At 71.6% G+C, this 21237-nt stretch carries 15 protein-coding genes and 2 tRNA genes; 8 read left to right on the forward strand and 9 right to left on the reverse strand.

The window, feature by feature from the left end; translation table 11 throughout:
- Nucleotides 1-128: 128 nt before the first annotated feature.
- The 6 genes from gyrA (at nt 129) to Pma05_RS22995 (ending at nt 6397) form a co-directional block, all read left to right on the forward strand.
- Nucleotides 129-3917, forward strand: coding sequence for an intein-containing DNA gyrase subunit A (gyrA, locus tag Pma05_RS22975; RefSeq protein WP_203859509.1), 3789 nt, complete (start codon nt 129-131; stop codon nt 3915-3917).
- Between the two features lie 3 nt (nt 3918-3920).
- Nucleotides 3921-5009: a DUF3566 domain-containing protein gene (locus tag Pma05_RS22980; protein WP_203859510.1), complete on the forward strand. Its 1089-nt coding sequence runs from the start codon at nt 3921-3923 to the stop codon at nt 5007-5009.
- 169 nt (nt 5010-5178) lie between these two features.
- Nucleotides 5179-5252, forward strand: a tRNA-Ile gene (locus Pma05_RS22985).
- Nucleotides 5253-5294: 42 nt separating this feature from the next.
- Nucleotides 5295-5423, forward strand: coding sequence for a DLW-39 family protein (locus Pma05_RS42690; protein ID WP_225945452.1), 129 nt, complete (start codon nt 5295-5297; stop codon nt 5421-5423).
- Nucleotides 5424-5471: 48 nt separating this feature from the next.
- Nucleotides 5472-5547: transfer RNA gene (locus Pma05_RS22990), tRNA-Ala, on the forward strand.
- A 109-nt stretch (nt 5548-5656) separates the two neighbouring features.
- Complete coding sequence (locus Pma05_RS22995) at nt 5657-6397, forward strand: VOC family protein (protein WP_203859511.1); 741 nt, start codon at nt 5657-5659, stop codon at nt 6395-6397.
- Between the two features lie 131 nt (nt 6398-6528).
- Here Pma05_RS22995 and Pma05_RS23000 read toward each other — a convergent pair whose 3' ends face one another.
- The 8 genes from Pma05_RS23000 to Pma05_RS23035 form a co-directional block, all read right to left on the reverse strand.
- Nucleotides 6529-7161 (reverse strand): maleylpyruvate isomerase family mycothiol-dependent enzyme, encoded by a 633-nt coding sequence (locus Pma05_RS23000; protein WP_203859512.1) that lies wholly within the window; start codon nt 7159-7161, stop codon nt 6529-6531.
- 106 nt (nt 7162-7267) lie between these two features.
- Nucleotides 7268-8521 carry an RNA polymerase sigma factor gene (locus Pma05_RS23005; protein ID WP_203859513.1) on the reverse strand — a complete coding sequence of 418 codons (1254 nt, stop codon included), beginning with the start codon at nt 8519-8521 and terminating at the stop codon, nt 7268-7270.
- A gap of 15 nt (nt 8522-8536) precedes the next feature.
- The gene (locus tag Pma05_RS23010) at nt 8537-8935 is read right to left on the reverse strand and encodes a YciI family protein (protein ID WP_203859514.1); all 399 of its coding nucleotides are present in this window, start codon (nt 8933-8935) and stop codon (nt 8537-8539) included.
- Between the two features lie 156 nt (nt 8936-9091).
- Entirely contained in the window at nt 9092-10930 is a 1839-nt protein-coding gene (locus tag Pma05_RS43795; protein WP_307836881.1) for a serine/threonine-protein kinase, read from the reverse strand.
- Nucleotides 10931-11002: 72 nt separating this feature from the next.
- On the reverse strand, nt 11003-11980 hold the full coding sequence (locus tag Pma05_RS23020; RefSeq protein WP_203859515.1) for an aldo/keto reductase: 978 nt from the start codon (nt 11978-11980) through the stop codon (nt 11003-11005).
- Nucleotides 11980-13314 (reverse strand): RNA polymerase sigma factor, encoded by a 1335-nt coding sequence (locus tag Pma05_RS23025; protein ID WP_239312893.1) that lies wholly within the window; start codon nt 13312-13314, stop codon nt 11980-11982. The genes Pma05_RS23020 and Pma05_RS23025 overlap by 1 nt, the downstream gene beginning before the upstream one ends.
- Nucleotides 13315-13441: 127 nt before the next feature.
- Complete coding sequence (locus tag Pma05_RS23030) at nt 13442-13816, reverse strand: YciI family protein (RefSeq protein WP_203859516.1); 375 nt, start codon at nt 13814-13816, stop codon at nt 13442-13444.
- Nucleotides 13817-14013: 197 nt separating this feature from the next.
- Complete coding sequence (locus tag Pma05_RS23035) at nt 14014-15924, reverse strand: PPC domain-containing protein (protein ID WP_203859517.1); 1911 nt, start codon at nt 15922-15924, stop codon at nt 14014-14016.
- Between the two features lie 213 nt (nt 15925-16137).
- On the opposite strand from Pma05_RS23035, the gene Pma05_RS23040 reads away from it, so the two are divergent.
- Together Pma05_RS23040 and Pma05_RS23045 are read left to right on the forward strand one after the other, a co-directional pair.
- Nucleotides 16138-16686: a SigE family RNA polymerase sigma factor gene (locus tag Pma05_RS23040; RefSeq protein WP_239312894.1), complete on the forward strand. Its 549-nt coding sequence runs from the start codon at nt 16138-16140 to the stop codon at nt 16684-16686.
- On the forward strand, nt 16658-17875 hold the full coding sequence (locus tag Pma05_RS23045; protein ID WP_203859519.1) for a TolB family protein: 1218 nt from the start codon (nt 16658-16660) through the stop codon (nt 17873-17875). The genes Pma05_RS23040 and Pma05_RS23045 overlap by 29 nt, the downstream gene beginning before the upstream one ends.
- Before the next feature lie 146 nt (nt 17876-18021).
- On the opposite strand, the gene Pma05_RS23050 is transcribed toward Pma05_RS23045, so the two are convergent.
- A partial coding sequence (locus tag Pma05_RS23050; protein WP_203859520.1) for a cation-translocating P-type ATPase occupies nt 18022-21237 on the reverse strand: 3216 nt, incomplete at its 5' end.

Below are 21237 nucleotides of genomic sequence, written 5' to 3' on the forward strand. Positions count from 1 at the left end.
TCGAGATCCCCGACCCGGCCGAACGGCCGAGCGGAACCCGCCGTTCCACACAGTTATCCACAGCTTCCACGGTTTCCACAGCCGTTATCCACAGCGGAATGCGGCTTTGAGTCTGATAAGGGTTGACAGTGACGGATACTCCCGAGTCCTCCGCTAACGAGCCGGAGCAGGACGCGGCTGCCGCCAGCGCGGTCGCTCAGCACGACCGGATCGAGCCGGTCGGGCTCGAGGTGGAGATGCAGCGCTCCTACCTCGACTACGCGATGAGCGTGATCGTCGGGCGGGCGCTGCCGGACGTACGGGACGGGTTGAAGCCCGTACACCGGAAGATCCTCTACGCCATGTTCGACTCCGGCTACCGCCCGGACCGGGGCTACGTGAAGTGCTCCCGGGTGGTCGGCGACGTGATGGGTCAGTTCCACCCGCACGGCGACTCGGCGATCTACGACGCGCTGGTCCGGATGGCCCAGACCTGGTCGCTGCGCTACCCGCTGGTCGACGGCAACGGCAACTTTGGGTCGCCCGGAAATGACCCGGCTGCGGCGATGCGTTACTGCTTGTCCGGAGATGCCCGTATTCGTGCTGCTAACGGCACCGTCCGGATCGACCAGATCGTTTCCGGCGCGGCGCCCAGCTCCGAGACGGACATCGACCTCAAGGTCCGGGACCGCAACGGCGACCTCGTCCGCGCCTCGAAGTTCTTCCACTCCGGCGAGCACCCGACCTTGCGGCTGCGCACCCGGGAGGGCTACGAGCTGACCGGTACGCACAACCACCCGGTGCTCTGCCTGGTGCAGGTGGCCGGGGTGCCGACCCTGCTCTGGAAGCTGCTCGCCGAGGTCCGCCCCGGCGACCGGGTGGTGCTCCAGCGGACGGTGCCGGACGAGATCGGCTACCCGATGCTGGAACACGTCGAAGCGGCGGTGCTCGCCGGCGCGTTCGTGAGCGAAGGCTGGGTCTCGGCCGGCCGGGCCGGGTTCAACAACGTCGACCGGGAGTTCTTCGTCCGGGTGCTCGCCGCCTACGACCTCGCGGTCGGCGGCCCTCGATACGTCAATGAGCGGGTGATCGCCTCCGGCAGTGTGCTGCACGAACTCGACGTACAGGATCTCACCGAGCTGCGGAAGAGCCTGCTCGGTGAGATGGTCGGGGCGCGGAGCGCGGCGAAGTTCGTGCCGGAGTTCGTCTGGCAGGGGCTGGCGGCGGTCAAGCGGGCCTTCCTCCAGGCGCTCTTCGAGGGCGACGGGTCGTCGTCCCTGCTGCCCCGCAACACCATGCAGATCTCGTACTCGACCCGGAGCGAGCGGCTGGCCCGCGAGGTCCAGCAACTGCTGCTGGAGTTCGGCGTGATCAGCAAGCAGTGCCGGTACGACGACGGCGAGATCAAGGTCGTGGTGACCAACCGCCGGGACGCCCGGCTGTTCGCGCGGCACGTTGGCTTCCTCGGCCGCAAGCAGGCGAAGCTGGAGTCGGAGCTTGCCAGCGTGCCGGCCAGCAGCACGGCGCTCTCCAGCGACCACGTGCCGTACGTCGGCGACTTCATCCGCGAGCACGGCGCGCAGCGCTGGACCGAGCGGGACTGGCTGCGCCGGCACAACGTCGACCGGATCGAGCGCTGGGAGCGGGACCGGGCCGAGATCGCGGCCCGGATCACCGATCGGGGGGTACTGGACGTCGTCGAGCCGCTGGTCGACGGCCGGTTCTACTACGCCGAGGTGGCCGAGGTCGCCGACGCGGGGGTGCGGCCGGTCTACAGCCTGCGGGTCGACACCGACGACCACTCCTTCGTCAGCAACGGGTTCGTCAGCCACAACACGGAGTGCAAGCTCGACCCGCTGGCGATGGAGATGCTCCGGGACATCGACGAGGACACCGTCGACTTCCAGGACAACTACGACGGCCGGGCCAAGGAGCCGACGATCCTGCCGTCCAGGATTCCCAACCTGCTGGTCAACGGTTCCGAGGGCATCGCGGTCGGCATGGCCACCAAGATCCCGCCGCACAACCTGCGGGAGATCGCCGCCGCCGTGCAGTGGTGCCTGGAGCACCCGGAGGCCGACGAGGCCAGCACGCTCGACGCGCTGATCGGGATCGTGAAGGGGCCGGACTTCCCGACCCACGGGCTGATCGTGGGCACCACCCCGATCCAGGACGCGTACCGGACCGGGCGCGGTTCGATCCGGATGCGCGCGGTGGTGGAGGTCGAGGAGGACAAGAAGGGCCGGACGAGCCTCGTCGTCACCGAGCTGCCGTACCAGGTCAACCCCGACAACCTGGCCGAGCGGATCGCCGAGCTAATCAAGGAGGGGAAGCTCGCCGGGATCGCCGACATCCGGGACGAGTCCTCCGGGCGTACCGGCATGCGGATCGTGCTGGTGCTCAAGCGCGACGCGGTCGCGAAGGTGGTGCTGAACAACCTCTACAAGCACACCCAGCTCCAGGAGACCTTCGGCGCGAACATGCTGGCCCTGGTCGACGGGGTGCCGCGCACGCTCAACCTTGCCCAGTTCATCCGGCACTACGTGGCACACCAGATCGACGTGATCCGGCGTCGGACCGCGTACCGGTTGCGCAAGGCCGAGGAGCGGGCGCACATCCTGCGCGGTCTGGTCAAGGCGCTGGACGCGCTCGACGAGGTCATCGCGTTGATCCGGCGGTCGCCGACGGTGGAGGAGGCCCGGCAGGGCCTGATCCAGCTCCTCGACATCGACGAGGTGCAGGCCACCGCGATCCTGGATATGCAGCTCCGCCGGCTCGCCGCGCTGGAGCGTCAGAAAATCATTGACGAGCTGGCCAAGATCGAGCTGGAGATCGCCGACCTCAAGGACATTCTGGCCAAGCCGGAGCGGCAGCGGAAGATCATCTCCGAGGAACTCGGCGAGATCGTCGCCAAGTGGGGCGACGAACGCCGGACCAAGATCGTGCCTTTCGAGGGCGAGGTCTCGATGGAGGACCTTATCGCCCGCGAGGACGTGGTCGTCACCATCACCCGCACCGGGTACGCCAAGCGGACCAAGGTCGACCTCTACCGTTCACAGCGTCGGGGCGGCAAGGGGGTCAGTGGCGCGACGCTGCGCCAGGACGATATCGTCAGCAACTTCTTCGTCTGCTCCACGCACGACTGGATGCTCTTCTTCACCAATAAGGGGAGGGTCTACCGGGCCAAGGCGTACGAGTTGCCGGAGGCCAGTAGGGTGGCGAGAGGCCAACACGTGGCCAATCTGCTCGCCTTCCAGCCTGACGAGCAGATCGCCCAGGTGATCGAAATCCCGGACTACCAGGTCGCGCCGTACCTGGTCCTGGCCACCAGGAACGGTCTGGTGAAGAAGACGAGGTTGGAGGAGTTCGATTCCAACCGCTCCGGCGGCATCATCGCGATCAACCTCCGCGACGAGGACGAGCTGGTCGGAGCGGCGCTGGCGGGACCCGGGGACGACCTCCTGCTGGTGTCCAAGAAGGCGCAGGCGATCCGGTTCAACGCCACCGACGAGGCGCTCCGGCCGATGGGGCGGGCCACCTCGGGCGTGATCGGGATGCGGTTCACCGACGACGACGTGCTGTTGGCGATGGAGGTGGTCCGCGAGGGCATGGACCTGGATGTCCTCGTGGCGACGAACGGGGGTTACGCGAAACGTACCCCGATCGAGGAATACCCCGTGCAGGGTAGGGGAGGTAAAGGGGTGCTGACCGCAAAGATCACAGAGCGCCGTGGCGGTCTGGTCGGTGCGGTCGTCATCAGCCCGGACGACGAGCTGTTTGCCATCACCAGCAACGGCGGCGTGATCCGGACTCCGGTGAAGCCTGTACGCCGAACGCGTGATCGGAACACAATGGGGGTCAAACTGATGGACCTACCAGACGGCGTGACTATTGTGGCGATTGCTCGCAATGCCGACGAGCCTGACGAACAGGACTAGTTGATGACGGAGACACAGGCGAAGTCGGGGGCTGCGGGGACCTCGACCAACCCGGTCGACGAGGAGGCCGCCGCCGGCGGTGCACCAGCGACCGGCCGCGCGGCCGTTGGCCGGGCGATGGTCAGCGCCGACACGCCGTCCCCCAAGTTCACCCGGGCGCCGGGCATGCCGCCGCCACCCGACCAACTGCCCGAGGAGTCGACCACGCCGTCGGCCGGGGCGGCCGAGGGTGGAAAACCGGCGCCTGCCACGACGGAAGCCGCGACTGCCGCGACGTCTCCGGCGGCGACCGCCGCGGCTTCCAGAGGCAACACCGGGGTGAACCGGTCCGATCAGGCGGGCAACAGCGATTCGACCGTGACGAGCCGGCTGGAGCAGCCCGGCGACGCGTTCCGTACCGAGCGGATCCCCGGCCGGACCGATCGGCCGGGTGCCCCAGGTGTCGTCCCCGGCGCCGAAGCGACCCAGCCGATCTCCGGCGGTGCGCCGCAGAGCGCGTTCCGGCCGGGGCGGGCCGGTGGAAGCGCCCAGACATCGGGTACCAGCCGGTTCGGGCTCGGCGGTTCGGCGGCACGTACCGCGACCGGAGTTTCCGGGGCTGGGGCTGGGGCCGCCGGTGTCGCCGGCCCGGGCGGGCCCGGTGGCGCCGGTGCGGTCGGCGCGGCCCGGGTGACCGAGGCGGTCCGCGCCGCCCGCAGTACCGTCAGCTCCGCCGCCTCGCGTGGTCCCCGGCGGGCCCGGCTGAACCTCAAGCGGATCGACCCCTGGTCCGTGATGAAGTTCTCGTTCGCGGTCTCGCTGGTGCTCTTCATCGTGGTGATCGTCGCGACCTCCGTGCTCTACCTGGCGCTCGACGCGATGGGCGTCTTCGACAGCGTGAACGGCACGTTGACCGACATGATCAGCGCGAGTGGCGGGCAGGGCGGCAACACGTTCCAGATCACCGCCAAGGGCGTCATCCTCACCTCGGGTCTGATCGGGCTGGTCAACGTGGTGCTGTTCACCGCGCTCGCCACCCTCGCCGCGTTCATCTACAACGTCTGCGCCGACCTGGTCGGCGGCGTCGAGCTGACCCTCGCCGAGCGCGACTGAACGGTACGACAGCAGCTTCGCCGACGCCGGGGCGCCGCAAAGCGGTGGCCCCGGCGTTCTTCGTTCCGGTACGGTCTGCGTCATAGCTGGTCGACGGGCCGGGTCCCGTATCGCCGCCCCCGAGTTGGGATCGGCGTCGGAGGTACGGTAACCTTGCTCGTCGCAACGGGGGGCTATAGCTCAGTCGGTTAGAGCGCAGAGCTGATAACTCTGAGGTCGATGGTTCGATTCCATCTAGCCCCACTTCATACCGTCCGACGGCTCGTCGAGCGTGAGGATACGTCCATGTTGAAGAAGATCCTTCTCGTTGTCGGCGTGGTGGGCGTCGCGGCCCTCGTCTACAAGAAGGTCAAGGAATCCAACGACGAGCGTGCCCTCTGGCACGAGGCCACCACCGCACCCGACCTGCGGTAGGGCGTCGAGCGGATTGGCAGCATCCCCGGAGGCGGCATCGTCCCGCCCGGGGCCGTAGCTCAACTGGCAGAGCACTGCCTTTGCAAGGCAGGGGTTAGGGGTTCGAGTCCCCTCGGCTCCACCACACACTGCCCTGAGCAGGCGAAACGCTTGATGCAAGATCATCGAGTACAACGTCGGTACAACCGCTACCTGCGGATGTCGTGGCAGAGCGGGTGCATAGGATCGCCGGCATGGCACCGCGACCTGTTCAGGTGAACATCAAGGCTCTTGATGCCTCGGCGGTCGGCCGATTCTGGGCGGAAGCGCTTGGCTGGAGTGCTTACAGCCCCGGCGTGACCACCTACGTCGGACCCGCCGGCGGCCTCGTCTGGCCGGACCCGGTCGTACTCGGCATCGACGTCGTTCCCGTCCCGGAAGCCAAGACAACAACAAAGAACCGCGTGCACCTCGATCTCGCCACCACCTCCGCGGCCCATCAGGCGGAGTTGGTCGCGCGCCTCCAGGCTCTCGGTGCCACGCCCGCCCAGGTGGGCCAGGGCACAGTGCCGTGGACGGTCCTCGCCGACCCGGAGGGCAACGAGTTCTGCGTACTGGAGCCTCGGGAGATCTACCGGGACACCGGGCCGATCGCCGCGGTGGTGGTCGACTGTACGGACCCGCGGGCCATGGCCCGGTTCTGGGGCGAGGCGATGGACTGGACCCTGCACGAGGTGACCGACGATCAAGCAGCGTTGCGCTCCGCCAAGGGTGTCGGCCCGTACCTCGAGTTCCTCCGTACGCCGGGTGCGAAGACCGTGCCAGACCGCGTCCATCTTGACCTGCTGCCGTACCCGGGTGACGACAGAGCAGCGGAGGTGGATCGGCTGCGGGCGCTCGGCGCCACCGACCTCGACCTCGGGCAGGGAGACGTCCCGTGGACGTGCCTGGCCGACCCGGATGGCCACGAGTTCTGCGTCCTCGCCCTCTCCTGACGCAGAGCCCTGACAACCCCCCCCGGGACAGGTGAGCCTCGTACGCCACGACCCCGGTGATGACATCCGGTGGCGTACCGGCCACCCGCGATGACGTGTTTCCTGGTCCGGCTCGGCCCCGGTCCCTCGGCTCACATCCTGGCGGCGATGCGTTCGGCGCCCCGGCCGGAGAGCGTGGCGAGGCCGGCGGCCCGACCGGTGGCCAGCATGAGCAGGTCGGCGACGGGTCCGCGTACCTCGTCGGGGCCGTCGCCGGCCGACCAGTCCAGGTCGGTGGCGACCAGCCGGGTGCCCCGGAAGCGCTTGCGGGCACCGTAGAAGGAACTGCGTCGGGCGTACTCGAGGCCGGCGAGCGCGGGCTCCAGGGGCATCTCCCGGAGCCGGCCGAGCGGCCGGGCGATGTCCTGGCCGTGCACCAGCGCGTCGACGAGCGGATCCAGCAGCCCGGATCCGGGGGAACGTCGCCGGGAGTCCGCGCTCTCCCGGAACTGGGCGACAAGCTCGGCGGGCCCGAACCGGGCAGCCCGGTCCCGCGCCATCCTGGCCTCCATCCGGTTGAAGTTGCCACCCGAGCGGATCACCCCGACAAGCAGGTCGCGGACGCCTGTCCGGGTGGCGAGTGTCAGGTGCGCCACCACGTCGTGCACCGTCCAATCGGGACAGAGGGACGTCACCTGCCACTCGTGCGCGTCGAGTCCGTCGAGGAAGCCGGCGAGGCTGAGCCGTTCCGCCCGGGTCCACTCGAAGATCTTTTCCGGATCCATCCGCGACTTCCTCCCTCGGTGGCGTACGCCTTTCGCAGAGGTCGGAGCAGGCCGTCCCGTCTCGACATGCCCCACGAATCACACCACCGGATGTTCCCGTCGGGAACTATCGGCCGTCCGAGGTCAGCCGGGCCGCCTGGTTCTGAAGGTACTGCTGTTCCGGCAGGCTGGTGGTCAGCCGGGCGGCGGTCAGATAGCAGGCGCGGGCACCCTCGTGGTCACCGGCCAGCTCCAGCAGGTGTGCCCGGACCGCTGACAGGCGGTGGTGCCGGGCCACCCGCTCGTCGGCGTCGAGCGGTGCGAGCATGGCCAGTCCGGCCTGCGGTCCCTGGACCATCGCCGCCGCCACCGCGTGGTTGAGCGTCACCATCGGGTTCGGCGCCAGGCGTTCGAGGAGTTGGTAGAGCGCGAGGACCTGCCGCCAGTCGGTCTCCTCCGCACGGGCCGCCTCCGCGTGTACGGCGGCGATCGCGGCCTGGACCTGGTACGGCCCGAGCGGCGCGCGGGAGAGCGTACGCGTGATCAGCGCGATCCCCTCGTCGACGTACGCCCGGTTCCACCTGCTCCGGTCCTGCTCGGCCAGCGGCACCAGGCTGCCGTCCGGGCGGGTACGTGCCGGACGCCGCGCGTCGGTGAGCAGCATCAATGCGAGGAGCCCGGCGACCTCCCCGTCGTCGGGCAGTATCCGGGTGACGGTCCGGGTCAGCCGGATCGCCTCGGCGGCCAGGTCGGCCCGGTGCACGTCCGGGCCGGCCGTGGCCGTGTAGCCCTCGTTGAAGATCAGGTACAGCACGTGCAGTACCGCCCGGAACCGCTCCGGCCGCTCCTCCTCCGGCGGCGGTTGGAACCGGGCCCCGGCCGCCTTGATCCGCTGCTTGGCGCGGCTGATCCGCTGCGCCATGGTCGCCTCGGGGACGAGGAACGCCCGGGCGATCTCGGCGGTGGTCAGGCCGCCGACAGCCCGTAGGGTCAGCGCGATCTGGGACGCCGGGCTGAGGCTCGGGTGGCAGCAGAGCACCAGCAGGGTCAGTGTGTCGTCCGTACCCCGCAGGTCGGCGATGTCGGCGGCGGGCGCGAACAGCTCGTCCGGCACGGTGTGGGACGCCACCGTCGCCTCCCTGCGCCGGCGGGCCAGCTCGCTGCGCAGTTCATCGGTGAGCCGGCGGGAGGCGACCCGGATCAACCAGCCGAGCGGACTTTCCGGTACCCCGCTGCCGGGCCACTGTGTCGTGGCGGCCAGCAGCGCCTCCTGGACGGCATCCTCGGCGGCCTCGAAGTTCCCGTAGTGCCGGACGAGCGCGGCGAGGACCCGCGGCGCCAGCCGGCGCAGCAGATCCTCGGTGCCGTTCTCAGGCTGCACAGCCGGGTCCGGTCGTCACATCTCCTGGCCGGACCGTTCCATGAGCGCGCGTACCTCCACGGCACCGCCGAACCGGGTGTCCGGGAACCGCGCGGCGATCTCGGTCGCCCGTTCCAGGCTCTCGCAGTCGACGACGAAGTATCCGGCGAACTGCTCCTTGGCCTCGACGAACGGTCCGTCGGTGACCGCCGGTACGCCGTCGCGTACCCGGACGGTCCGGGTCTGGGCCGGATCCGGCAGCGCCTCCGCGGTCACCAGTTCACCCGACTCGACGATCTCCGTCAGCAACGTCTCGAACTCCCGGGACAGCTCGGCCCGCTCCTCGGACGACATCGCCAGCGCCGCCGCCGTACGCAGGAAGGTCGGATGCCCCCAGTTTTCCGGGTTGCTGTGGATCAGCAGCAGGTACTTCATCGTCGACTCCTCACCTCTCCGGTGCCTCGATGTCGGCCACCGTCACCTCCGAGATCGGAGCGGAGCACCGCGCCTCGACAATTCTGGCCGTTCTGCGCGGGGCGGGCCGCCGTGCGGAGGCCGCGCCGAGCGCGCGAGAGGTCGGGACGACCGGGCTCAGTCGCAGTACTCGAAGGGGCTGTTGTAGCTGGCCCCGCCGGTCGACCCGCCCCACTTGACGCAGGTCCCGGTGGCCTTGGCCCGTACCGGACCCGCGTAGTACTGGAACGCGCCGCTGTCGGTCTGCCGGCTGCCGCCCTGCACCTCCAGGTACGCCGAGACCTGGCTCGCCTTGCCGACGGAACTGGTCTTGAGGGCGACCGTGCAGTTGTTGCCGTTGCCGGCGTTGTAGAGCAGGTACACCCGGGCAAGCTGGGCGCCGTTCGAGCCGTTCAGGGTCGCCGAGTCGATGACCTTGTACCCGCTGCCGCAGACCTCGCCCGGCGTGTACGGGTTCTTCTCGGGCTCGGGGCGGGGCGCGGTGGGCTCCGGGGCCGGCTTCCCGCCACCGCCCGGCTGGGTCGGTTGGGCATCCGCCGAGCGATCCGGGGTGCCGGGCGTGCTCGTCGTCGGATTCGGTCCGGCGGTCGCGGTCGCCTGGGCTGCCGGCTTGGTCTCCTCGACCCCGACCCCCGGCTCCGCGCTGGTCGAGGTGCCGATCCGGGCCTGGTTCTGCGGATCCGCGTTCGTCTCCTCCGGGTCGGGCCGGAGGAACAGCATCGCGACCAGGCCGACCACCGCGACGACGACGATGACCGCCACCCCGGCCAGTACGGCGGTGCCGCGCCGGTTGCCGCCGGTGCCGGTCGGGTCGACCAGGCCGGGTCCGGTGGGCAGGGTTGGTCCGGTGTGGCCGGTCCCGGTCGGCCAGCCCGGTGGCCCGGCCGGCGGTCGCGACCGTCCCGGCGAATAGGCCGCAGCCGGAGACCCCGGAGACCCCGGCGGTACGAAGGCGCCGGCCCCCGGTGCGGGCGACCCCGGCGAACCGAAGGCTCCGGCCGGCGATGCGGCTGGTGACAGCGGCACCGTGGGCAGCGACCCGGCTGGCGGCAGCGGGATGGTCGACTGCGGCATGGTCGACTGCGGGGGCGGGCCGGCGGGCAACGGCACGGTCGAGAAGGACGAGATGGCCAGCTCGGCGGCGTGGGCGGCCTCGGCGAACGCCGCCGCGCTCGGGTACCGGTCGGCCGGCTCCTTGGCCAGGGCCCGGTTGATCAGCATCGCCACCGGGACCGGTACGTCCGGCGGCAGCGCCGGCGGCGCGTCCTGGAGGTGCTGCGTCACGATGTGCAGCGGGTTGGTGCCGGTGAACGGCGGCCGACCGGTCAGGCAGGAGTACGCGACCGCGCCGAGCGCGTACACGTCGGTCGCCGCCGAGACGGGACGGCCGGCGATCTGCTCCGGGGCCATGTAGTGCGCGGAGCCGAGCACGATGTTGCTGGCGGTGATGCTGGTCACGTTTGCCGACCGGGCCACCCCGAAGTCGACCAGTACGACGGAACCGTCCGGCTGGACCAGCAGGTTGCTCGGCTTGACGTCCCGGTGCACGATGCTGGCCTGGTGCGCGACGTGCAGCGCCTGCGCGGCCTGGGTCAGCACGGAGAGGGTCTCGGCGATGCCGAGCCGGCCGAGCTGTCGGATCCGCTTCGACAGCGACATCCCGTCGATGAACTCCATCACCAGGTAGTCCACCCGGCGGCCGTCGACCACCGCGTCCTCGCCGTAGTCGTAGACGCCGACGATGCCGGGGTGCCGCAGCGCCGCCATCAGGTGGGCCTCGGTGCGGAACCGGGTGATGAACTCGGTATCCGAGACCAGCGCCGGCAGCAGTACCTTCACCGCGACCCGCCGCTTCAACAGCGTGTCGGTGGCGGACCAGACGTCTCCCATGCCGCCGGTCGCGATCCGGTTGTCGAGCAGGTAGCGGTCGGTGAGCACGACTCCCGGAGACAGCATTCGATCACCGTACCCGTCGTCGGGCGGCCGGTCGGCGGTGGTCACCGCCGTGACCGGCCGCTGGCGTACGGGTCAGAAGCCTTCCGGGGCGTGCGGTACGTAGTGCTCGGCGAGCCGGCGCAGCTCGTCCTCGCCGAGCGTCAGCTCGACCGCGGCGACCGCGTCGGTGATGTGTCCGGGCTTCGTCGCCCCGACGATCGGGGCGGTCACCGCCGGTTGGTGCAGCAGCCAGGCGAGCGCGACCTGGGCCCGGGGAACGCCGAGTTCACCGGCCACCTCGGCGACCGCGCCGACCACCCGCCGGTCGGCCTCCTCGGCCTGCTTGTAGAGGGTGCCGCCGAAGTTGTCCGTCTCGCTGCGCGCGGTGCTGACCTCCCAGTCCCGGGTCAGCTTCCCCCGGGCCAGCGGGCTCCAGGGCAGTACCCCGACGCCCTGGTCGAGGCAGAACGGAAGCATCTCCCGCTCCTCCTCCCGCATGATCAGGTTGTACTGGTCCTGCATCGACACGAACCGGGTCCAGCCGTTCAGGTCGGCGGTGTACTGCGCCTGCACGAACTGCCAGGTCCACATCGAGGACGCGCCGAGATAGCGCACCTTGCCGGCCCGTACCAGGTCGTGCAGCGCCTCCATCGTCTCCTCGATCGGCACCTCCGGGTCGTACCGGTGGATCTGGTAGAGGTCGATGTAGTCGGTGCCGAGCCGGCGCAGGCTCTCGTCGACCTGGGTGAGGATCGCCGCCCGGGACAGCCCGCCGCCGTTCGGCCCCGGACCCAGCCGGCCGTGCACCTTGGTGGCGATGACCACCTCGTCCCGCCGGGCGAACTCGCCGAGCAGCCTGCCGGTGATCTCCTCGCTGCTGCCGAGGGAGTAGACGTTGGCGGTGTCGAAGGTGGTGATCCCGGCCTCGATCGCCTGCCGGACGAAGGGCCGCGCCTCGTCCAGACCGACCGACCAGGAGTGGGTGCCGCGCTCCGGGTCGCCGAAGCTCATGCAACCGAGGACGACGCTCGACACTTCCAGTCCCGAGCCGCCCAGCCGTACGTACCGCATCAGTACTCCTCGCCTCGTCCGTAGTCGTTCGCGTACTGCACCGGCGAGCCGTCGGCCGCCGGCGTCGAGAGCCGTTCCGCACAGGCGTCGGCCCGCTCCCGCAGCAGAGTCCGCTCCCGGCCGTTGCGGGTCAGCGCGGCGGCGTGGCTGAACTCGGCCCGCGCCTCGGCCAGCCGGCCGATCTTCTCCAGCAGGTCACCCCGGACGCTCGGCAGCAGGTGGTAGCCGGCCAGTGCCGGATCGTCGCGCAGCGCGTCGACCAGGGCCAGCCCGGCGGCCGGCCCGTACGCCATGCCGAGCGCGACCGCCCGGTTCAGTTCGACCACCGGGGAGGGGGTCAACGCGGCCAGCGTCCCGTAGAGCGCGGCCATCCCGACCCAGTCGGTCTGCTCGGCGGTACGCGCCCGGGCGTGGCAGGCGGCGATGGCGGCCTGTACCGCGTACGGGCCGGCTGGGCGGCCGGCGGAGTGTGCCCGGTCCAGCGCGGCCAGGCCACGGCGGATGAAGAGCTGGTTCCACCGGCTCCGGTCCTGGTCGAGCAGGCGGATCGGTGAGCCGTCCGGGCCGGTGCGGGCGGCCGACCGGGACGTCTGGATCTCCATCAACGCGACCAGCCCGTGCACCTCGGGCTCGTCCGGGGCCAGTCCGGCCAGCACCCGGCCGAGCCGCAGCGCCTCGGCACACAACTCCGGCCGCATCCAGTCGTCGCCCTCGGTGGCCGAGTAGCCCTCGTTGAAGATCAGGTAGATGACCTCCAGTACCGAGCCGAGCCGGGCCTCCCGGTCGGCGCCCTCCGGCACCTCGAACGGGACCTTCGCGTCGGCGAGGGTCCGCTTGGCCCGGACGATGCGCTTGGCGACGGTCGGCTCGGGTACCAGGAATCCCCGGGCGATCTCGTCGGTGGTCAGCCCGCCGACCAACCGGAGGGTGAGCGCCACCCGCGCCTCGGCCGAGAGCACCGGATGGCAGGCCACGAAGATCAGCCGCAGGACGTCGTCCTCGATCTGCTCCTCGGCCGCCGCGTCGAGTGCGGAGGTGCCGTCCGCCGCCCCGGTCTCCAGCTCCCGGCCGAGCTGGGCGAGCTTCCGGTCGTACCGTTCCCGGCGGCGCAGCAGGTCGACCAGCCGCCGCTTGGCGACGGTCATCAGCCAGGCACCCGGATTCTCCGGCACCCCGGCCGACGGCCACTGCTCCAGTGCGGCGACCAGCGCGTCCTGGGCCAACTCCTCGGCCAGGCCGACGTCCCGGACCAGCCGGCCGAGCCCGGCGACCAGCCGCGCCGACTCGATCCGCCAGACGGCTTCCACAGCACGCTGGGTCTCGGTCGCCGGCACAGCTACCCATCTAACACCCGTCCCCGGACGCCGGGCCAACTCCGACCGGGGCCGGCCGGGCCGCCGGCGCCACCTCCGCCGGCCCGCCCGGCCCACCGCCGGTCACCCGATCTCCCGGGTACGCCGGTCAGCCCGCCTCGGCGACCTCCCGTACCTCGACCACCGCCTCCTGGTCGCCGGTGACGGCGTACTCGACCGGGCAGCGCTTCGCCCACTCGATCGCCTCCTCCCGCGAGGCCACCTGGATCAGGTAGAAGCCGGCGACCAGCTCCTTCGCCTCGGCGAACGGGCCGTCGAGTACGGTGCGCCGGCCCTTGGCGTAGACCACCCGGGCGCCGGTCGCGCTCGGGTACAGCCCCTCGGCGGCGAGCAGCACGCCGGCCTTGGTCAGCTCCTCGCCGTACCGGTGCATCGCGGCCATCACGTCCTCGACCTTCGGCGCGTCCGGGGCCGGCGGAGTGTCGAGGGACGGGTCGCCCTTGAGCAGCAGCATGAATCGCATCGTCGTACTCCTTCGATCCTGGTTGGTGCCTGTCTACCAACGCGTCGAAGAGCCGGCCGCCGGGAGGACAGACGCGGCCGGAAATCTTTCCGCCGGCCGGGCGTGCCGGTCGGGCCGAGCCCGGACAGCCGGCGGCCCCTCCCGGTCGGGTGCGACCGGAAGGGGCCGTGGTGAACGGTCGACGGGCTAGCGCCCGGTCATCGGGTGACGCCGAAGGCGATCCGGCTGAGGGTGTCCTCGGTGCCGGTGAAGCCCTCGCCCGGGTTGAAGGTGTCCTCGCCGAAGTCGACGTCGGGGTCGTCGGCGGTGCCGCCGACGCCGTCCGGGCCGACCCCGAACATGAGCGGGAAGTTGCCGCCCTGGTCCATCAGGTTGGCCTGGTCGTTGAACTGGTCGACGTGCCAGTCGCCGAAGAAGTGCCCGGCCTCGTGCGCGGTCACGTTGCCCACCGCCTGGCCGACGAAGCCGATCCGGTTACTGGCCCCGGTGAGGTACGAGTTCAGCGACGCCGGGTCACCGGCCGGGTCGCTCAGCACGTCCAGCAGCACCAGCGCGGAATCCTGGGTGCCGAAGTTGCCCGGGTCGATGAACTGGGCGACCCCGATGGTGGGTACGCCCGACTCCGCGATGCTGCCGCCGATGATGATCCGGCTGACGTTCGCCTGCCCGAACGGGTCCGCGTGGTCCCGGCTGTTCAGGATCCGGATGTCGAAGCGCTGGTTCAGGCCACTCTCGATCATGTCCTGGCGGAGGTTCTCCCGGACCTCGGCGACGATCCCGTCGATCACCGCGTCCTCGTCGGCGGCGGTCAGCCCCCAGCGGCCGAGGAAGGCCCGCATCGGGCTGAGGGTGCGTACGCCGGGACCGCCGAAGATGGCGGTGTTGATTCGCGCGCCGTCGAAGTCGAGGAAGAGGGTCTGCCGTGGCTGCTGGCTCGACCGGTACGCCTCGACCGTGATGTCGTACATGCCGTCGCCGAGGCTGACGCCGATGTAGTGCCAGCCGGCCTTGTCCGCCACGTGCTCGGTGACCGCGTTTCCGCCGCCCGGCAGCGGGCTGTTCGGCGGGTAGAGGGCGGAGCCGTCCTGGGCGGAGCCGTGCACCTCCCGACCGTCCGGGTCGTAGACCGTGATGTTGGCGGCCGAGCCCTCGACCGAGGCACCGAGTACGTCACCCGGCCGGAGCTTCACCGCGAAGAAGTCGGTGTCCTGCTCGGCGGTCCCGATGGTGACCCGGTACGGCCCCTCGCTGCCGGTACCCGCACCGCTGGCCGAGTCGAACGGGTCCGCCGGGATCGTCGGGAACCCGGTCACCGCCACGTAGTAGGTACCGTCGGCGGCGAACTGGTGCACCAGCAGGCTGTCCAGTCCCTCCGGGCTGTCGTCGTTGAGCGCGATCAACTCGCCCTCGGCGTCGTAGAGCAGGACGACCGAGTCGAGTTCCTCGGTCGAGGTGTCGATGTCGACCGTCAGGGTCCCGCCTGCGGTGCCGGTGACCTGGTAGAAGTCGAAGTCACCGCTGCCGCTGCCCGTACTGCCGTGCGGGCCGTCCCCGATCGTCCCAAGGGCGCTGACGGCCTGCTGGGTCGTACCGACCCCGGTCTCGCGGGCCAGCGGGATGGCGCCGTCGTCCTCCGGGTTCGGTGACATCTCCCTCGCGTCCACCGCCTCCGGAGAGAGGGTGCCGAGGATCCGCAGCCGGGGATTGTCCTTGCCGGCCGTACCGAATCCGGTGATCCGCTGCGCGGTGGCCGGGGTGTCGTTGCCGCCCCGGATGCCGGCCGGTTCCTCCTCGTCGGCCAGCACCGGCGCGGCGGCTGCCGCCCGCTGCTGCGCCCGGAGTCCGGCCCGCTGGTCGCCCTGCTTCGCCAGCCAGTTCTTCCACCCGACGTAGTCCGCCTTGGCCGGGTCCGGCAGCAGCGCGAGGAACGGGTTCGGTCCGGCCGGCTGCTTCGCCGCGCTCGGCTTCACCTTGGCGAGGCCGAGCGGTGCGGCGGTGGCAGCGCCGGTGGCCCGCTCCTCGGCACCTGGCCGGGCCTGGGCGGTGGCGGGTGTCAACCCTGCGGCCACCAACGTTCCGGCGGCCAGGATGGCGATCGTTCGACGCATATGTCCCCCTCCGTGGGCCATCACTCGGTGGCCCCCGCCACCGATGGCTACCGTGACGCTACTGATATGCAAGGGAAATTAATAGAAGTAGTGAGATATCTAAGTGCGCCGCCATGTGCGTCTCGGGTTTCGGTTCCAACCTGTCGCGGTCCGCCGGCATGTAACCGGCAGAGCGAGTTTTCGTGGGCGGGATCGAGTTTCGTGGGAGGGATCGTGGAGGACGACGTCGGCTTCCGGGAGTTCGTCGAGGCGCGGCTGGTCCGACTGTCCCGGGTGGCCTACCTGCTGACCGGGCGGCACCACGACGCCGAGGACCTGTTGCAGGCCGCGCTGGTCAAGGTCGCCGCACGGTGGCGGCGCGTCGCCGCGACCGGCGACCCCGAGGCGTACGTCCGGCGGGTGATGTACAACGAGCGGATCCTCTCCTGGCGCCGGTGGCGCCGGCAGGTGGTACAGCCCGCCGAAGGCGTACCCGAGATCGGGCCGGCCGGGGACGGCGCCGACGGCGTGGTCTCCCGGATCGTCCTGGAGCGGGCACTGGCCCGACTCACCTGGCGGCAGCGGGCGGTGCTGGTGCTGCGGTTCTTCGAGGACCTCTCGGTCGCCGAGACCGCGGCGGTACTGGGCTGCTCGGTCGGCACCGTGAAGAGCCAGACCAGCCATGCCCTCGGCCGGCTGCGCACGCTCGCCCCCGAACTCGCCGAACTGATGAGAGAACCGACGGAGGTGGCAGATGAGCGAGTTGCGGGACATGCTCGGTGAGGTCGCCGAGCAGGCGAAGGTGTACGACGTGACCGGGCGTGCGGTCCGGGTCGCCCGGCGACGTCGGCGGGCCGCCCGGCTCGCCCCGGTGGCCGCGGCGGTGGCCGTGGTCGCCCTCGGCACGGTCGCGGTCGTCGGGTTGCGCCCGGACCCGCCGGTCGGGCCGGCGGCCGTCGCGGTGCCGGCGGTCGACTGGCTGCCGGACCGGCTCGACGTACCGGCCTCGGGCCCGGATCCGTTGCCGGCCAGCGGCCCGGTCGACCGGGGCGTACTCGTCTACGCCGATCTGCGGCCGGGCGGGCCCGCGCCGGTGCTGCTCACCGAGGACGGTCGGCAGTACCGGCTGGCCGAGCCGGTCACCTCGGCGCAGGGATATTCGCACACCCGGCCGACCCTCTCCCCGGACGGCCGCTGGCTCGGTGAACAGCGCGACGGCCGGTACGTCCTCCGGGACCTGACCGGCACCGCCCGACACCAGCTCGCGGACGGGTTCTCCCCGGTCGCCTGGTCGCCGGAGAGCCGCTGGCTGCTGCTCACCGACAACCTCGACGAGAACGCCCCGCCGGTCCGGCTCGACGTCACCACCGGAGAGCGGCGGCCGGTCACCGGCGCGGACAGCGAGCGCTGGACGCCGGTCGCGGTGCTGCCCGGCGGCGACGCGGTGTTCCTCGGAATTCCGAAGGAGCCGACCCGGCGGACGAACCTCGAACTCCGGCTCGTCGATCCGGCGGGCGACGCCGAGCCCACCCCGGTCCAGCTCAACCTGCGCTGGCATCTCCGGCCGATGGAGAGTGTGGGCACGGAACGGCCGAGGCTCTCCCCGGACGGGCGGGCGCTGCTGTTCAGCGTGGTCGAGGTGGCGGATCCGGAGCAGGGCATGCCGGGGCTGGACCACGGTGGCGAGCTGATCCGGGTCGACCTGACCACCAACGAGGTACGGCGGATCGCCCTGCCGTACGCCGACCGGCCCGGCCAGCCGGTGCCGAGCCCGAGCCGGGCGGCCGTTCGTGCCTGGTGGACCGAGCCGCTCGGGTACCTGCCGGAGGGGGTGCTGCTGCGGCTGCATACTGCCGACGGAGCGGGTGACGCGCTCCAGGTGCTCGACCCGGCGACCGGCGTGGTTGGCACGGTCACCGAACTGCCGGCACGGGGCCCGACGGTCGAGTTCGTCTGGCCCCGGGGCTCCTGACCGGCGGCCTGCGGGGAACGCACCGGTCCAACTCCCGGACCGGTGCGCCTGCTTTGAAACGCGCCGGTTCAGCTTCCGGACTGGTGCGCCTGCTTCAAACGCGCCGGTTCAGCTTCCGGAGCGGCGGCTTCCGGGAACGCGTCGGTTCAGCTTCCGGGCTGGCTGGAGTCGGTGGTGCTGCCGTGGTTCGCGGCGGCGCCACCGGCCGGTGGCGTACCGCCGATCCCGTTGGTGTTGCCGGCCCCGTCGGGGTGGCCGGGCACCTCGGGGGGACCGGGCAGGTCGGGGTGGCCGTCGGCGGTCGGTGGGGTGATGAGCCAGTCGACGGCGGTGTTGGTGAGGGTGGCGCTCAGCGCGCTGCCGGCGGCGATCCCCCAGCCGACCGGCCCGAGCGGGGTACAGCCGAAGAACTGGCTCAGCCCCGGTGTCTGGATCACCCCGGCGAGCACCACCATCGAGACGGCGGTCGAGGCCAGCACGCTCGGGCTCGCTCCGCCGTCCATCAGGGTCTGGCCGAGCTGGGTACCGACCAGCGAGGCGAGCGCGACCGTACCGGCCCGGCGCCGGGTGCCGGTGTAGCGGGCCAGCGTCCAGCCGGTGGTCGCACCGAGGGTCGTGGTACCGGCCCGGAGCGCGATCTCCCGGCTGAGGGTGGTGCCGAGCGAGGTCTCCGGCCCCTCGGTGAGCAGGGTGTCCATGCTGTCCTGCCGGGGCGCCCGGACCGCGATCGCCATCGCCGGGGCCAGGTCGGTGAGCAGGTTGACCAGCAGCATCTGCCGGCCGTTCAGCGCGGACCGGCCGGTCAGTGCGGCGGTGAGCACGCTGAACGCGATCTCGCCGAGGTTGCCGCCGACCAGGATGCTCAGCGCGTGCCGTACCGAGGACCACATCGCCCGCCCCTCGACCAGGGTCGCGATGATCGTTTCGAGTCGGTCGTCGGTGACCACCAGGTCGGCGGCGGCGCGGGCGGCTGGGGTACCCCGCTGGCCGAGCGCGATGCCGACGTCGGCGAGCCGGATCGCGGGCGCGTCATTGGCGCCGTCCCCGGTCATCGCCACCGTACGGCCGCACTTCTGCAACGCGCGGATGATCCGTACCTTGTGTGTCGGCGTACACCGGGCCACCACGTCGGTCCGGGCCAGTCGCTCGGCGAGGGCGTCGTCGTCGAGCCGGTCGAGTTCGGTGGCGGTGACCACCCGCTGGTCGGTGCCGTCGGTGCTGATGATCGCGGCGATCGCCTCGGCGGTGGCCGGATGGTCGCCGGTGATCATGATGGTGTGCACTCCGGCCTGCCGGATCCGGCGCACCGCCGGGGCGGCGCTCTCGCGTACCCCGTCGGAGAGGGCCAGGAAGCCGACGAAGGCCAGGTCCCGGACGTCGTCCTCGGCGACGGTGTCGGCCGGCAGTTCCCGCTCGGCGACCGCGAGCACCCGTTGGCCGGCCCCGGCGTGCCGGTCCAGTGTCTCCTGGAGAGCCTGCCGGCCGGCCTCGTCCAGGCTCCGGTCGCCGTGCCGGGTACACCGGGGCAGGATCGTCTCCGGTGCGCCCTTCACGCTGAGCAGGTGCCTGCCCCGGTACCGGCCGACCGTGGCGTGGTAGCCCCGGGACGGCTCGAACGGCAGCGAGTTCTCCTGGTGCCAGGGGTGTGTCCGGGTGCCGGTGCCGACGTCGGCCCGTCGGGCACCGGTCAGTACCGCCCGGTCGGTCTGCTGGGGGACGTCCTCCGGACGCTCGGCCGCCGGGGTGGCCCGGAGCGCCGCCCCGAGTACGGCACGCAGCGGCTTGTCCAGGGTATCGAGGTCGGCGTACCGCTCGCCGTCGCCGATCCCGGCCAGCATCAGTTCGCCCTCGGTCAGGGTGCCGGTCTTGTCGAAGCAGAGCACGTCCACCCGGCCGAGCGCCTCGATGGTGCGCGGGTTGCGGACCAGCGCGCCGTGTTCGGCCAGCCGGCGTGCCGCCGCCAACTGCGCGGCGCTGACCAGGAACGGCAACCCCTCCGGTACGGAGGCGACCGCCAGGTTGGCGGCGGTGCCGGCCGACTGCACCAGCGGTACGCCCCGGAGCAGCCCGGCCCCGGCGACCGCCACCGCCGAACTGGCGGCGAGCGGGATGGACATCTTGGTCAGCCGGCCGAGCCGGGCCTCCACCCCGCTGGTCGGGGCGGCCTCGCCGGCCAGCGCCATGCCCCGGCCGACCTCGGTGTTCGCCCCGGTCGCCACCACCACGGCGAGGCCCCGCCCGGCGGCGACCGTGGTCCCCTCGTAGAGCATCGACCGGCGGTCCGCCACCGCGGCGGCCACCACCGGCTGGCTGGTCTTCGCCACCGGCAGCGACTCGCCGGTCAGTGACGACTCGTCGGTCTCCAGGCCGACCGCCTCGATCACCCGACAGTCCGCCGGTACGGCGTCGCCCGGGTCCAGCGCCACGACGTCGCCGGGGACCAGTTCGTCGGCGGCGACCACCCGCTCGGTGCCGTCCCGCCGGACCCGGGCGGTCACCGCCGAACGGGACAGCAGTTCGGCCAGCGACCGTTCGGTGGAGACCCGGTGTGCGGCGCCGATCAGCGCGGTCAGCCCGATCACCCCGCCGACCAGCGCGGCGTCCGCCACCGAGCCGACCGCGGCGGAGAGCCCGGCGCCGCCGGCCAGCACCGGGGTGAGCGGGTTCGCCAGCTCCTCGACGAACGCCCGGGGCAGGTCGAGGCTGTCGCTCGGGCCGGTCGAGGCCGTCCGGCCGCGCTTCCCGACCTTCTCGGTGGAGAGTCCCGCCTCGTCGGTGTCGAGCCGCTCCAGCACGGTCCGTACCGGCATCAGGTGCCACGGCGTCGAGGGGGCGGCGGCCGAGGTACGCCGCTGCGGCAGCCGGCCCGCGCGCCAGACCGCGTTCCCGATCGCCAGTCCGGCGGCGGTGTTCACCGCTGCCATGGTCCGGCCGGGCAGTCGCGCCGGTGCCGAGGTGAACGCCGCCAGCGCGCCGAGCCCGGTCCCGCCGGCAGCCAGCGCGATGCTCTGCCGGGCCACCGTACGGGCCATCCCGGCGGCCTCGACCACCAGCGCCGCCACCGCCAGGTCGGAGCCGACCAGCAGGTGCGCGCCCCACGGCGGCGGCTGGTCGGCGTGCCACACCCCGAGTCCGCAGTCGGCGGCGGCCAGCGCGCGCGGATCGCTGGAGACCAGCGCGACCATCGCCCCGTCGGACTGCAACGACCGGATCGACGCGGCGAGTCGGGGCCCGCCGGGCAGATGCCCGTCCGCGAAGTCGTGCTCGTCGTTGGAGTTGCCGTTGCCGTTGCCGTTGCCGTTGCCGTTGCCGTTGCCGTTGCCGTTGGAGTTGCCGTTGCCGTTGCCGTTGCCGTTGCCGCC

It is taken from the genome of Plantactinospora mayteni, assembly GCF_016862935.1.
GTDB classification, from domain to species: domain Bacteria; phylum Actinomycetota; class Actinomycetes; order Mycobacteriales; family Micromonosporaceae; genus Plantactinospora; species Plantactinospora mayteni.

Coding starts and splice junctions, on each gene's coding strand:
- Pma05_RS43795 (WP_307836881.1), bottom strand. CDS start 10,930: ATGCTGTCTCCGGGAGTCGTGCTCACCGACCGCTACCTGCTCGACAAC.
- Pma05_RS23010 (WP_203859514.1), bottom strand. CDS start 8,935: ATGAAGTACCTGCTGCTGATCCACAGCAACCCGGAAAACTGGGGGCAT.
- Pma05_RS22980 (WP_203859510.1), top strand. CDS start 3,921: ATGACGGAGACACAGGCGAAGTCGGGGGCTGCGGGGACCTCGACCAAC.
- Pma05_RS23045 (WP_203859519.1), top strand. CDS start 16,658: ATGAGCGAGTTGCGGGACATGCTCGGTGAGGTCGCCGAGCAGGCGAAG.
- Pma05_RS23020 (WP_203859515.1), bottom strand. CDS start 11,980: ATGCGGTACGTACGGCTGGGCGGCTCGGGACTGGAAGTGTCGAGCGTC.
- Pma05_RS23000 (WP_203859512.1), bottom strand. CDS start 7,161: ATGGATCCGGAAAAGATCTTCGAGTGGACCCGGGCGGAACGGCTCAGC.
- Pma05_RS23030 (WP_203859516.1), bottom strand. CDS start 13,816: ATGCGATTCATGCTGCTGCTCAAGGGCGACCCGTCCCTCGACACTCCG.
- Pma05_RS22995 (WP_203859511.1), top strand. CDS start 5,657: ATGGCACCGCGACCTGTTCAGGTGAACATCAAGGCTCTTGATGCCTCG.
- Pma05_RS23035 (WP_203859517.1), bottom strand. CDS start 15,924: ATGCGTCGAACGATCGCCATCCTGGCCGCCGGAACGTTGGTGGCCGCA.
- Pma05_RS42690 (WP_225945452.1), top strand. CDS start 5,295: ATGTTGAAGAAGATCCTTCTCGTTGTCGGCGTGGTGGGCGTCGCGGCC.